This is a genomic window from Buttiauxella sp., from assembly GCF_049686335.1.
Lineage (GTDB): Bacteria > Pseudomonadota > Gammaproteobacteria > Enterobacterales > Enterobacteriaceae > Buttiauxella.
Genome location: NZ_JBAVHX010000022.1, coordinates 107,161 through 121,131, shown reverse-complemented (window position 1 = coordinate 121,131; position 13,971 = coordinate 107,161). Strand labels below are relative to the sequence as shown.

12 protein-coding genes are annotated in these 13,971 nt (G+C 53.0%); 2 read left to right on the top strand and 10 right to left on the bottom strand.

Translation table 11 applies throughout. The annotated features are described in order from the left end of the window. Positions 1-38: 38 nt before the first annotated feature. A complete protein-coding gene (gene dacC / locus WBL83_RS15165; protein ID WP_424589926.1) occupies positions 39-1,241 on the bottom strand; it encodes a serine-type D-Ala-D-Ala carboxypeptidase in 1,203 nt (400 codons plus the stop codon). Positions 1,242-1,490: 249 nt separating this feature from the next. On the opposite strand from dacC, the gene WBL83_RS15160 reads away from it, so the two are divergent. Then, positions 1,491-2,117 carry a glutathione S-transferase family protein gene (locus WBL83_RS15160; protein WP_424589925.1) on the top strand — a complete coding sequence of 209 codons (627 nt, stop codon included), beginning with the start codon at positions 1,491-1,493 and terminating at the stop codon, positions 2,115-2,117. Between the two features lie 405 nt (positions 2,118-2,522). On the opposite strand, the gene WBL83_RS15155 is transcribed toward WBL83_RS15160, so the two are convergent. The 4 genes from WBL83_RS15155 to WBL83_RS15140 form a co-directional block, all read right to left on the bottom strand. After that, positions 2,523-3,641 (bottom strand): PQQ-dependent sugar dehydrogenase, encoded by a 1,119-nt coding sequence (locus WBL83_RS15155; RefSeq protein WP_424589924.1) that lies wholly within the window; start codon positions 3,639-3,641, stop codon positions 2,523-2,525. 105 nt (positions 3,642-3,746) lie between these two features. Continuing rightward, positions 3,747-4,130 (bottom strand): biofilm formation regulator BssR, encoded by a 384-nt coding sequence (locus WBL83_RS15150; protein ID WP_424589923.1) that lies wholly within the window; start codon positions 4,128-4,130, stop codon positions 3,747-3,749. A gap of 151 nt (positions 4,131-4,281) precedes the next feature. Further along, positions 4,282-5,463, bottom strand: a complete 1,182-nt coding sequence (locus tag WBL83_RS15145) for a serine hydrolase domain-containing protein (RefSeq protein WP_424589922.1) — start codon at positions 5,461-5,463, stop codon at positions 4,282-4,284. Between the two features lie 21 nt (positions 5,464-5,484). Beyond that, entirely contained in the window at positions 5,485-5,790 is a 306-nt protein-coding gene (locus WBL83_RS15140) for a hypothetical protein (protein WP_424589921.1), read from the bottom strand. 209 nt (positions 5,791-5,999) lie between these two features. Here WBL83_RS15140 and rimO point away from each other — a divergent pair, with 209 nt between their 5' ends. Further along, positions 6,000-7,313, top strand: coding sequence for a 30S ribosomal protein S12 methylthiotransferase RimO (rimO, locus tag WBL83_RS15135; RefSeq protein ID WP_172893636.1), 1,314 nt, complete (start codon positions 6,000-6,002; stop codon positions 7,311-7,313). 138 nt (positions 7,314-7,451) lie between these two features. Here the strand turns inward: rimO and gsiD are convergent, their stop codons facing one another. From gsiD to WBL83_RS15110, 5 genes are all read right to left on the bottom strand, one after another. Then, the gene (gene gsiD, locus WBL83_RS15130; RefSeq protein ID WP_424589920.1) at positions 7,452-8,363 is read right to left on the bottom strand and encodes a glutathione ABC transporter permease GsiD; all 912 of its coding nucleotides are present in this window, start codon (positions 8,361-8,363) and stop codon (positions 7,452-7,454) included. A 2-nt stretch (positions 8,364-8,365) separates the two neighbouring features. After that, positions 8,366-9,286, bottom strand: a complete 921-nt coding sequence (gsiC, locus tag WBL83_RS15125) for a glutathione ABC transporter permease GsiC (protein WP_424589919.1) — start codon at positions 9,284-9,286, stop codon at positions 8,366-8,368. Between the two features lie 300 nt (positions 9,287-9,586). Continuing rightward, positions 9,587-11,128 carry a glutathione ABC transporter substrate-binding protein GsiB gene (gene gsiB / locus WBL83_RS15120; protein WP_424589918.1) on the bottom strand — a complete coding sequence of 514 codons (1,542 nt, stop codon included), beginning with the start codon at positions 11,126-11,128 and terminating at the stop codon, positions 9,587-9,589. 34 nt (positions 11,129-11,162) lie between these two features. Further along, positions 11,163-13,016 carry a glutathione ABC transporter ATP-binding protein GsiA gene (gsiA, locus tag WBL83_RS15115; RefSeq protein WP_424589917.1) on the bottom strand — a complete coding sequence of 618 codons (1,854 nt, stop codon included), beginning with the start codon at positions 13,014-13,016 and terminating at the stop codon, positions 11,163-11,165. Then, the gene (locus WBL83_RS15110; protein ID WP_424589916.1) at positions 13,016-13,969 is read right to left on the bottom strand and encodes an isoaspartyl peptidase/L-asparaginase; all 954 of its coding nucleotides are present in this window, start codon (positions 13,967-13,969) and stop codon (positions 13,016-13,018) included. The genes gsiA and WBL83_RS15110 overlap by 1 nt, the downstream gene beginning before the upstream one ends. Between the last annotated feature and the right edge of the window lie 2 nt (positions 13,970-13,971).

The window sequence follows — 13,971 nt, the reverse complement described above, 5'->3', positions numbered from 1 at the left end:
CAGCCAACGCATCTGCGGCTCGAAGTATGAAGGAGGGATTAGAACCAGCTGCCGAACCAGGAATGGAACTTCATCATCACAAAATCCCACATCCGGCTAAAGAAACCACCCTCTTCCACTGCCTGCATCACCATCAGCGGACGCTGTTCGATTGATTTGCCGTTAAGCTGGAAGTCGATTGTCCCAACGACCTGGCCTTTTTTCAGCGGTGCGGTCAGTTGCGGATCGTTAAGTTTGTAACTTGCCTTCAGGTTCTTCAGTTGACCGCGAGGAATGGTGACTGAGCCACCTTCGCCCGCGCCAAGATTCACTTCGCTTTTATCACCGAACCACACGCGCTGGGTGACAAAAGTCGCATCCGGTTTAATAGGTGTGACGGTTTCAAAGAAGCGGAAGCCCCACGTCAGCAATTTTTCACTTTCATTGAATCGAACACGGTCGGTTTTGGTACCCAAAACCACGGAAATCAAACGCATATCTCCCGAAGTCGCTGACGCCACCAGGTTGTAACCTGCGCCGGTGGTGGTGCCGGTTTTCATGCCATCAACATTAAGATTGGAGCTCCACAGCAAGCGGTTGCGGTTCGGCTGCTTGATGTTATTAAAGGTGAACTCTTTCTCTTTGTGGATGGCGTACTCTTCTGGTACGTCGTGAATTAAGGCTTTACCCAGCAACGCCATATCGCGCGCGGTGCTGAACTGCCCTGGTGCATCAAGGCCGTGTACGGTTTTGAAGGTGGTGTTAGTGAGGTTCAGTTTTTGCGCGTAGTTGTTCATCAGGCTGACGAACGAATCCTGGCTGCCTGCCACAAAATCGGCAATCGCAATGCTGGCATCGTTACCTGACTGAATGATGACGCCTTTGTTCAAATCCTCAACCGAGACTTTATCGCCTGGTTTGAGGAACATCAGCGAGGAACCACGCAGCGCCGGATTACCGGTTGCCCAGGCATCTTTGCCGATGGTCACCATATCGGTCAGTTTGATTTTATCTGCTTTGATGGCCTGGCCAACCACATAGCTGGTCATCAGTTTCGTCAGGCTTGCCGGATCGAGTTGGAGATCGGCATTTCCTTCCGCCAACACTTTGCCGCTGGCGTAATCCATTAATATCCAGGCTTTAGCATCCACTTGCGGTGCGTCAGCAGTCTGTTCTGCGCTCATCGCAGGCGCGGCCAGAAGCAGCAGGGTCGAGCCTGCGAGTAATGCTCGTAGCGAAGCAGGGATTTGCAAAGTTTTCATAACACCACCCAGTATCCATTCTAAAAAAGTCACGACACACGCCGTTACTTAATGTTTCAAGTTGCCAGTAAGCTAACGCGCGGAAGAATCGAAAGAAACATAACGTTGGTAAAGTTTTTTAAGTTTATTCGATAACTGCGCGAGTTGCCGCCACGTTGACGAGTTTTTTACCAACCGTTGAACCTGCGTGCTGTTTTCTTCATCGGCAAACGGCATACTGAAGTGTAAATCCATGAATGAGGAAACAAAATGATTACTGTTTGGGGCAGAGACAATTCGACAAATGTGAAGAAAGTGTTGTGGTGCCTGGAAGAGTTAGGCGTGGCGTATCACTCAATCCCCGCTGGTGGGAAATTTGGCAAAACCCAGGATGCAGAATATCTGGCGATGAACCCCAATGCGCTGGTGCCGTGTATTCACGATGACACCACCGACCTGACGTTGTGGGAGTCCAATACCATCGTGCGATATCTGGCGGCCCAGTACGGTAAAGATTCTCTATGGATTGCAGAGCCTGCGGCACGTGCGCGCGGTGAAAAATGGATGGACTGGACGGGGACCTCGCTTGCGGGTCCGCATCGCGGTGTATTTATCAGCCTGGTTCGCGTTGCACCAGAGCAACGTGATGAAAAGCTCATCGCCGACAGCATCGAGCAATGTAACGCGCTGTTTGCCATGGTGGATGCTGAACTTGCGAAGCAGCCGTGGCTTGGCGGCGCAGAATTTAGCACCGCTGATATTGCGCTGGCTCCGAGTATCTACAACCTGCTCAATCTCGATATCAAATGGAATGATTTCCCTAACCTGCAACGCTGGTATCAGCAAATGACCCAGCGCCCGGCGTTTAAGAAAATCGTTATGATTCCATTAAGTTAAAGACTCGCTCCGTAGGCCGGATAAGCGTAGCGTCATCCGACACGTTCACCTGTAATGCTGGCGCAAAGGGTGGATGACGCTATCGCGTATCCACCCTACAAAACTGAGTTGGTCGGATAAGCGCAGCGTCATCCGACACCTTCACCTGCAATGACTGGCGCAAATGGTGGATGACGCTATCGCTTATCCACCCTACAAAACTGAGTAGGTCGGATAAGCACAGCGTCATCCGACACGTTCACCTGCAATGACTGGCGAAAATGGTGGATGACGCTATCGCTTATCCACCCTACAAAACTGAGTAGGTCGGATAAGCGCAGCGTCTTCCGACACGTTCACCTGCAATGCTGGCGCAAATGGTGGATGACGCTATCGCTTATCCACCCTACAAAACTGAGTTATGCGCTAACTCGTTGGGCTGATTTTTAACAATTGCCCGTCAGATTCGTCGGTCAGGACATACAGATAACCGTCCGGGCCGACGCGCACATCACGGATTCGCTCGCCGTGGTCGTCCAGCAAACGCGTTTGTTTCGTGACTTTGTCGCCACTGAGCGTCAGCTCAATCAGGTTTTTCTCTTTCAATGCGCCAATAAACAACTTTCCTTTCCACTGTGGGAAGGTGTCGGCGTGATAAAACGCCATACCGCTCACCGCGGGTGAAATTTTCCAGTAATAGAGCGGTTGTTCAGTCCCCGCCACGATTTCCCCTTTTGCTTCAGGGATAGGCAGGCCGCTGTAATTAATACCCCACGTCGCCAGTGGCCAGCCATAGTTTTTACCTGGATGTGCGACGTTGATTTCGTCGCCGCCCTTCGGCCCGTGTTCATTAAGCCACAGCTCGCCGTTCGCCGGATTAAACGCCAGACCTTGTGGATTACGGTGACCGTAAGACCAGATTTCACTTCGGGCGCCCTGTTTGCCAGCAAACGGGTTATCAGGAGGCACATCGCCGTTCTGCGTCAGACGCACCAGCTTGCCCTGGAGTTTGTCCAGATCCTGCGCTGTTGATCGCTGATTGTTTTCACCCAGCGCGATAAACAGATAACCCTTGTTATCGAACGCCATGCGTCCGCCGAAGTGGTTGCCGGTCGATAATTTTGGCATTTGACGGAAAACGACTTTGAAGTTTTCCAGACGCTGCATATTGTCGCTCAGCGTACCGTAACCGACGGCAGTGCCAGCTTCACCATCACTATTCGCTTCGGCAAAACTCAGCCATACGCGGCGGCTTTTTTCAAAGTCCGGTGCTAAAACGACATCCAGCAAGCCCCCTTGCCCTTGCGCCCACACTTTTGGCACGCCAACAATCGGATCACCTAACCCTTCACCAGGCTGCCAGCGACGTAATTGACCATCACGCAGCGTAATCAACAACCCCTGATTATTAGGCAGAAACGCAAGTGACCAGGGATGATCGAGCTTACTTTGCAGCACTTCCACCTTAACCTCGGCGGCCTGGGCAACACTGGCTGAAAGTAGTAATGACGCAGCAATGAATGAACGTAATAACGACCGTGGCATAGCTCTCTCCTTTTCGGATCTACCCGATAAGGTTAGCTTTCCAGGAATTGGGACTGGCAGTTTTACAAAAACTTTACCAGAGGGGAGTCGCCTCCCCTCGGAATTTCAACTTTCTAACGCCAGTTGGTGCCCCATAAGATCTTTCAGGCTGGCAGAAAGTTGTCGCAAGCAGTTTTCAAGCTTATCGGCATCTATTGCGATGTACTGCGGGCAATCGTGAGGCCCGCTCATCAGGCAAACCGCAGCGGCAGATACCGCGCCGATCCCCTGATTGAGGCTCGCTATTTCTTGTGAGCTAAGACGGGATGTGAGGCTTAAACACTTTTCACGATACTCAGCAGACAAGTCGAACAAGTTATCGCGCAGATGCTCGGTTTCATTGACAGACATATAGCCTTTGGCTTTTCTCAATGAGAGATAAGCGGCTACGTCTATTTTCGCGATAATCATCTTTTTCAGGACTTCGCGTTTCAGTGACTCCCCGGTCATACATTTACCCCCCGTGTGATGAGAACTAAAAGCACACACTTAAAGTATGGATAAAATTTAGACAGGCCGGGCTTTATCAGCGCCTTTTTTGATCTTCAGCAACAAGTTTTACAAACGTTAACATTTACACAGAAACAAGGCGTCAGGCTGATTAAGTTGCCCGACAAGTGGCGGTGTGATGCTGTTCCTCGAACATTTGACGTAACACACTGTGACCAAGGTTGTTTTGCCAGGTGAAGCTGTTTTGCAGCACCACAACGGCGAAATGATTCTGGCGATCAATTCCAATATAGCTGGAATACCCACCAATGTAGCCGACCTGATAAGTGATGGTTTGTTCGCCATAGGTGTCCGTCACCCAGGCAATATTGGCAGCTTCTTTTTCACGCGGATAATAGATTTTCATCGTATCAACGATAGCTTTATCCAGCGTTGCGTGGCCGGTGCTTTCCAGATGAGCGGCGGCAAAAGTCAGCAAATCAGCGGTATCGGTATACAAGCCGCCCGCTCCGAGCATGTTGCCGGTGAACTGCCAGTCAGGAACGACTTGCCCACGGGGAATAAACTTCGGCTGGCTGCCCGCATGACCAATGGCACGCAGCGGATAACTTTTGAGTTTTTGCGGAGTAAAACTGCTGTTGTGCATCTCAAGCGGATCGAAGATCAGCGTTTGCACCAACTGGTCGGCACGCAGGCCGGTTTGATAATGCAAAACATAATCCAGCACCGCATAGCCCAGGTTTGAGTAATGGGGCTCGGTACTGTGGGGTTTGGAAAAATCTGCCAGATCGGCCACTACATCGTCACTATCAAGATGCGCATAGAAATTCTCGCCATTGCCCAGATAACGAATAAAGGCTGTTAACATCGGCAAATCCATATTCTGCCGTGGCAACCCTGAGGTATGAGTCACCAGTTGCAGCAACGTGATTTTCTTTGCATCCGCACTTAATGGCACCGACGGCGGCATTAAGGTTTCAAGCGTATCCGACCAGTGCAACCGCCCCTGCGCCACTAATATCGCGGTCGCTTCGGCGGTCATCCCTTTACTCAGCGAGCCGACGGCAAACAACGTCTGTTGATTGACGGGATGACGGTGCATTGTATCGGTGACACCCAACTGCCAGAAGTGGCGTTGGTTACTGGCGTCAATCACCCCAACTACCAACCCGGGAGATTGCTGTTCAACCATGGCGGGGAGCCATTGGTTAATATCACGCGATTCTGATGCGCCACAAACACGTTGTGCTTTTTGCGGCACTTCTGCCTCGGGGGCCACGTTAGACAGCGTGCCACACCCCGCCAGCGTAAAACCGAGCAGCAACGTACTCATGTCACGGGGAAGTTTCCTCAATTAGTTCGCTGCCACACAAGGTTTGGCATCGAGTCCGATGAACATCGTGCGGTTTTCGCCGACTTTTTTCAGGCCGAAGTTACTGCTGTGGTAGCGATAAAATGCCTGTCCGCCGCTCATACGTTGGTAAGAATAACGGTCGCCGTTGTACCAGGCATAATCGCCATCTATAGCGAGTTTCTCACCGCCGCAAACAAACTTCTGTGCCGTGGCTGGCGGCGTGTTGAGCGGTGTTGGGATGATGTTACAAGCTGATACCAACAGAACACCCGTCAGCATCCCCCAAAGGGCTAAAATCTTGCGCATGATGCGGTTCTCTCTTTAAGCGGGACGTTACGATTATGTAAAGCCGGAAGATAATAGAGCCTGCTTCCCCGGTAAGCAAAAACTAAGCACTTCAATGATTCTGAAATTTCATCTTGTGCGCCGGGAAAAACAAGCAGTAGAGCCTTATGGCAAACCCGTGTAGAATCGCCCGGTTTTTATTTTCTGTTTACTTTGTGAGCGTGACCTGTATGCAACAACCCCGTATTGGCTTTGTCTCCCTCGGCTGCCCAAAAAACCTCGTTGATTCTGAACGGATCCTGACTGAGCTGCGCACCGAAGGTTACGATGTAGTGCCTAGCTATGATGATGCCGATATGGTTATCGTTAACACCTGTGGCTTTATCGACAGTGCCGTACAAGAGTCGCTTGAAGCGATCGGCGAAGCGCTGAACGAAAATGGCAAAGTGATTGTGACCGGCTGTTTAGGGGCCAAAGAAGATCAAATCCGTGAAGTGCACCCTAAAGTTCTGGAAATCACTGGCCCGCATAGTTACGAGCAAGTTTTGCAGCACGTTCACCACTATGTGCCAAAACCAAAACACAACCCGTTCCTGAGCCTGGTGCCAGAACAAGGCGTGAAGCTGACTCCGCGTCACTATGCGTATCTGAAAATTTCTGAAGGCTGCAACCACCGTTGTACTTTCTGCATCATCCCTTCAATGCGTGGCGATCTCGACAGCCGCCCGATTGGCGATGTGTTATCTGAAGCAAAACGTCTGGTTGATGCTGGTGTTAAAGAGCTGCTGGTTATCTCTCAAGACACCTCCGCGTATGGCGTAGATGTCAAGCACCGCACGGGTTTCTACAATGGCGAGCCGGTGAAAACCAGCATGGTGAGCCTGTGCGAGCAACTGGCAAAACTCGGTGTCTGGACGCGTCTGCACTACGTTTACCCGTACCCACACGTGGATGATGTGATCCCATTGATGGCCGAAGGTAAGATCCTGCCGTATCTGGATATTCCTTTGCAGCACGCCAGCCCGCGCATTCTGAAGCTGATGAAGCGCCCAGGCAGTGTTGATCGTCAGTTGCAGCGCATTAAGCAATGGCGTGAGATTTGCCCGGATCTGACGCTGCGTTCCACCTTCATTGTTGGCTTCCCTGGCGAAACTGAAGAAGATTTCCAGATGCTGCTCGACTTCCTGAAAGAAGCGCGCCTGGATCGCGTCGGCTGCTTTAAGTTCAGCCCGGTAGAAGGTGCGACCGCCAACGAACTGGCCGATCCAGTACCGGAAGATGTCAAAGAAGAGCGCTGGAACCGTTTCATGCAGCTGCAACAGCAGATTTCTGCTGAGCGTTTGCAAGAGAAAGTCGGCCGCGAAATTCTGGTGATCGTCGATGAAGTTGACGAAGAAGGTGCAATTGGCCGCAGCATGGCTGATGCTCCAGAAATCGACGGCGCGGTTTACCTGAATGGCGAAACCAAATTGAAACCAGGTGATGTGGTGCGCGTGAAAGTAGAAAACGCGGACGAATATGACCTGTGGGGTTCAGTGGTTTAAATTTTGAATGTCGGATGACGCTAACGCTTATCCGACCTACGATTTTGAATGTCGGATGATGCTAACGCTTATCCGACCTACGAAATACAGTTGTAGGGCGGATAAGCGCAAGCGTCATCCGCCTTTTTTTCTTTGAAATTAACCTTTTAGCTTCGGATCTAACGCGTCCCGCAAACCATCCCCTAACAAGTTAAACGCCAGCACCGTCAGAAAGATCGCCAGACTCGGGAAAATGGCCACATGCGGCGCAATCACCATATCCGCTCGCGCCTCGTTAAGCATCGCGCCCCACTCCGGCGTTGGTGGCTGCGCGCCTAATCCTAAAAATGACAAACTCGCGGCTGAGATTATCGACGTGCCAATACGCATGGTGAAATAGACCACTATCGATGAAACCGTCCCTGGCAGAATATGACGGAAGATAATGGTCGCATCCGAAGCACCAATACTGCGGGCCGACTCGATAAAGGTTTGATGTTTTAGCACCAGCGTGTTGCCGCGCACCAGGCGGGCAAAAGCGGGAATACTAAAAATAGCGACCGCGATAATCACGTTCGACATCCCGCTGCCCATCACCGCGACCACAGCAATCGCCAGCAAAATCCCCGGAAAGGCGAACAGCACATCGCAAATCCGCATAATGACGCGATCCCACCACCCTTCATAATATCCAGCCAGCAGGCCGAAAAAGGTGCCAATTAACGCGCCAATGAGTACCGAGAACACCCCGGCCGCCAGCGAGATTTGCGCCCCGACCAGCACACGGCTGAAAATATCCCGCCCTAACGAATCCACGCCAAACCAGTGCATCATTGACGGGCCATCATTGAGCCGATCGTAATCAAAATAGTTTTCCGCATCGAACGGTGAAATCCACGGCGCAATCAGGGCGATAGCAATCAGGAACAACACGAATGCCCCTGCGAACATCGCCACCGGCTGCTTGCGTAAGCGGCGCAAAAATTCGTGCCACGGGGTGCGCACCTGATCTGGCCGAACAATCGGCATCGCATTCAGTACTGCCTGGCGTCGCCAGTTAAAGAGTCGCATCCTTACTTGTACCTGATAGCCGGGTTAATGGCGGCGTAGAGCAAATCCACCACTAAGTTGATAACAATAAATTCCAGCGAGAACAGCAGCACTTCCGCCTGAATCACGGGGTAGTCGCGCATCTCGACCGAATCCACCAGCAAGCGCCCAAGCCCCGGCCAGTTAAATACCTTTTCGACGACAATCGATCCGCCGAGCAAAAATCCGAACTGCAAGCCCATCATAGTGATCACCGGGATCATCGCGTTACGTAGCCCGTGTTTGAGGACTATCAGGGTTTCGCTCACCCCTTTCGCGCGTGCGGTTCGCATGTAATCTTCTTGCAGCACATCGACGAACGAGGCGCGGGTAAAACGCGCCATGACGGCCGCTACCGCCGCCCCTAACGTCACTGACGGTAAAATGTAATGCTGCCAGCTATCCGCACCCACCGTTGGCAGCCAGCCCAGTTCCACGGAAAACACCTGCATCAGTAACATCCCCAGCGCAAACGCCGGGAAAGAGATGCCGGACACCGCAATCGTCATGCTCAGTCTGTCCGGCCAGCGATTGCGCCAGACGGCGGAAATAATGCCGGTGAACAGGCCAAAGATTACCGCCCAAACCATGCTGGTGATAGTGAGCCAGAAAGTGGGCATGAAACGGCTGGCGATCTCTTCGGAAACCGGACGGCGCGACACCATCGAGGTTCCAAAATCCCCCTGAATGATATTGCTGATGTAGTGTAAGAATTGCTGCCACAGCGGCAAATCCAGACCCAGTTGATTACGCACCATCGCCACAACCGTGGCATCGGCGTCCGGCCCGGCAATCAAACGCGCCGGGTCCCCAGGCAACATATGGACGAACAGGAACACCAGCACCGCGACGATGAGTAGCGTGGGGATGAGGCCTAGCAGGCGTTTAAGGAAGTAGTTAAACATTGTTTTTACACACCCTCACCTTTAACCACCCTCACCCCGACCCTCTCCCTGAGGGAGAGGGAGTAGAAGAGAACACCGGACTCTTCCCTCTCCTGGGGGAGAGGGAGTAGAAGAGAACACCGGACAATTCCCACTCCTGAGGGAGAGGGAGGGAAAGAGAAAACCGGACAGTCCCCTCTCCTGAGGGAGAAGGAGGGAAAGAGAAAACCGGACAGTCCCCTCTCCTGGGGGAGAGGGAGTAGAAGAGAACACCGGACAGTCCCCTCTCCTGGGGGAGAGGGCCAGGGTGAGGGCAAACCATCACTCTTTCAAATCTGCGTCATCAAAACTAAATCCGGTATCCGGCATCACATAAAAACCGCTGAGGGTTTTGCTGTGGGCGGAAACCAGTTTTTCCACTACCAACGGCACCCATGGATTCTCTTTCCAGATGGTGTCCTGGGCGTCTTTGTACAGCTTCGCTTTATCATCGCGATTGGTGGTTTTCAATGCTTCAACCAGATCTTTATCCACCTGCGGATTACTGTAGAACGCCGTGTTAAACAGCGTTGGCGGCCAGTTAGAGGAAGCGAACAGTGGCGACAACGCCCAGTCAGCTTCGCCCGTCGACGCCGACCAGCCGGTGTAGAACATTCTCACGCCGCTCTCTTTCTGGCCTTTACCTTCGACTTCAGCGGCACGCTGCCCGGCATCCATCGCCGTGACTTTCACTTTGATGCCAACCTGCGCGAGTTGCTGCTGAGTGAACTGCAAAACTTTTTGCGCGGTACTGTGGTTGTGCGATGACCACAAGGTGGTTTCAAAACCGTTCGGATAACCCGCTTCTTTCAGCAGTTCGCGGGCTTTTGCCGGGTCGTATGGCCACGGTTTGTACTTTTGCGCAAAATCAATGGATGGCGGCACCACGCCTTCGGCTGGTGTCGCATAACCGGCAAACGCCACTTTCACCAGTGCCTGGCGGTTGATTGCGTAGTTGATAGCTTCACGGACTTTTGGATTATCAAACGGCTTTTGCGTCACGTTCATGCTGAGATAACGCTGCATGATCGAAGGCGATGCCACCAGTTCCAGCTTGTCGTTTTTCTCAAGCACTCCGGCCTGCTCGTAAGGGATTGGGAACGCAAATTGCGCTTCACCGGTTTGCAGCATCGCCGCACGAGTATTGTTATCCACCACAGGACGCCAGGTGATGGTGTCGAGTTTAGGCAGCCCCTGCTTCCAGTAACCGTCGAATTTCTTCACCTTCACAAAATCAGTCTGGTTCCAGGTTTCCAGTTGATACGGGCCAGTCCCGACCGGATGGAAACCAATCTCTTTGCCGTATTTTTTCAGGGCTGCCGGAGAAATCATGGCGGTTGCCGGGTGGGCGAGAATATTAATAAACGCCGAGAACGGCTGTTTAAGCGTGATTTTTACGGTGTTGGCATCAACGGCTTCAGTCTTCGCAATGGCTTTGTAGAGGTTATAACGCTTGAGATGATTTTCAGGGTTGCTGGCGCGATCGAGGTTGGCCTTCACCGCTTCGGCGTTGAAATCCGTGCCATCCTGGAATTTCACTCCAGGGTGCAATTTGATGGTGTAAACCAGCCCGTCGTCAGAAACGGTGTAGCTTTCTGCCAGCACATTTTGCAGTTTCATCTCTTTATCAAGGCCAAATAGCCCCTGATAAAACGACTTTGCCACCGCTTGTGAAAGCGTGTCATTGGCATCATACGGGTCAAGCGTGGTGAAATTGGATGCTACAGCGACGACGACATCTTTAGCGGCAAATGCCGGTGCGGCAATCACGCTGGTGGCAAGACCCGCCGCCAACAGCCACTTTTTACTTTTTATTGCTGTCATGGTGTTCTCCTGATTTTCCTTGGCCGAAATAGGCTTATCTTTGTGCCCGGGCAACGAAGTGCCCAGGCCCGACATTCACAAGCGTTGCAACGTGCGGTTCATAACCCAGTTTGTGCGTGGTACTGGGGATTTCATCAGAGAGCAAAACGGGTTTAGGCCGACGATGCTCAGGATCAGCCACCGGCACTGCCGCCATTAATTTCCGGGTATACGGATGTTGCGGATTTTCAAACACCGCGCGACGGGGGCCGATTTCAACAATTTGCCCGAGGTACATCACCGCCACGCGGTGACAGATACGCTCAACGACCGCCATATCATGAGAAATAAACAAAAAGGCGATGCCAAATTCGCGCTGGAGATCCATCATCAGGTTGATGATTTGCGCCCGAATCGAAACATCGAGCGCCGAGACTGACTCATCAGCAATCACCACTTTTGGATTGAGCGCCAATGCCCGGGCGATGCATATACGCTGGCGTTGCCCACCGGAAAACTCGTGCGGATAACGCCACGCATGCTCCGCCTGTAACCCGACGCGCTCCAGCAACCAGGCCACGCGTTCTTGCGCCTGCTCCTTGGGCATGACGTTATGCACCAGAAGCGGCTCCATAATCGAATACCCCACCGTCAGACGCGGGTCGAGGGAGGCATACGGGTCCTGGAAAATAAACTGGATGTCTTTGCGCACATGCTGCATGTCGGAATTTGACAGCGTGTCGATGCGCTGGCCGTTGAAGTGAATGCTGCCGCCCTGTGTTTCAACCAGGCGTAATAGCGCTCGCCCGGTGGTGGATTTGCCACTGCCCGACTCCCCCACCAGCCCCAGCGTTTCACCAGGCCATAAATCAAAACTCACTTTTTCTACCGCATGTACCCGACTGGTGACCCGGTTGAAAATACCGCTGCGGATATCAAAGCGCGTCACCAGCTCCCGAACTTCCAGCACCGGCACCGCTCCTGGGGCAATGGTATCTTGTTCGGTTTCGGCTTCCGGTTGGTCAGGGTTTTGCGGATCCGCCAGCGTAAATTGACGCGGTAAATCACGACCATTCATCGCGCCAAGACGGGGTACCGCCGCCAAAAGCGTTTTGGTATAAGGGTGAACGGGGGCGTTAAAGATCTGCTCAACGCTCCCGGTTTCGACCGCTTCACCGCGATACATCACCAGCACGCGATCGGCGATATCCGCCACCACGCCCATATCATGGGTGATAAAAATCACGCCCATTTGCATTTCATCTTGCAACACGCGGATAAGCTGGAGGATTTGCACCTGAATGGTCACGTCCAGCGCGGTGGTCGGTTCATCGGCAATCAGCACCGCCGGGCGACACGAGAGCGCCATCGCAATCATCACACGCTGGCGCATACCACCAGAGAGCTGGTGCGGAAATCGCCCCAAAATAGCTTTTGCTTCCGGAATACGCACTCGCTCGAGCATGCGGCGCGCCTCTTCCATCGCCGCCTGTTTACCCAGCCCCTGATGTAAGCGGATAGATTCGGCAATTTGTTCGCCCACGGGAAAGACCGGATTGAGCGACGTCATGGGTTCCTGAAAAATCATGGCGATGTCCGCGCCGCGCACATGGCGCATTTGCGACGAACTCAGCGTGGCGGGTTCGATGACCTCACCGTTGCGGCGGCGCAGCAAGATTTTATCGCACTCCACGACGCTGGCGGTCTTTTCCAGCAGGCGCATTAAGGCCAGCGCAGTGACTGATTTCCCGGAACCGGACTCCCCGACAATCGCCAGAGTCTCGCCGCGTTTTAGCGCAAACGACAAGTCGGACACAGCCTGGGTATCGACCTTTTCCTGACGAAAGCGAACGTTGAGTGCGCTGACACAGAGCACGTCGTCGTCGGGCAAATCATGACTGTGGGGCATCAATGCTCCTGGCTATTATAAATTCCGACATTTGGGGCATCCCCGACATAACCGTAGCCGCGGTACATCCCTTCGCTGTTAAATGGCAGCGCCACGTTGCCTTCGCTATCGATAGCAATCACCCCGCCGCTGCCTTGCAACACCGGAAGTTTTTCCATCACCACGCGATCAGTCGCTTGTTGCAGACTCAGCCCGCCATATTCCATCAACGCCGCAATATCGTAGGCCGCGAGGGTTTTCATAAACACTTCGCCCGTACCTGTGCAAGAGACCGCGACGTTGGCATTATTGGCATAACAACCCGCGCCGATAATCGGTGAATCGCCAACACGCCCCGGCATTTTATTGGTCATGCCGCCCGTTGAGGTTGCAGCCGCCAGATTGCCATATTGATCGAGCGCGACGGCACCGACGGTGCCAAATTTGGTGTCAGGATTGATCGGTTCATCACCATCGTGATCGAGTACGGTCTGGTCATTTTCCAGAGCACGCTTTAATTGATCCCAGCGCTGCTGGGTGAAGAAAATATCAGGGGTGACCGGTTCAAGCCCTTGCTGCTCAGCAAAATTTTCTGCCCCTCGGCCGATTAACAGCACATGCGGGCTGTGTTCCAGCACCTGTCGGGCGGCGAGAATGGGATTGCGAATATGGCTAACGCCCGCCACGGCACCCGCTTCCAGGGTATTACCGTCCATCACGCAAGCATCCAGTTCGTGGGTGCCGTCGTGGGTAAAGACCGCACCGATACCCGCGTTAAATAAGGGGCATTCTTCAAGCAAGCGCACCGCTTCGGTCACTGCATCCAGTGCGCTGCCACCGGCTGCAAGCAACGCCTGGCCCGCCTCTACGATTTCCGATAAGGCTTTAATATAAAGCAGTTCTTTTTCCGGGCTGAGTTGCGCACGGGTAATAGCTCCCGCGCCACCATGAATAGCGATTACTGCTTTGGTCATGT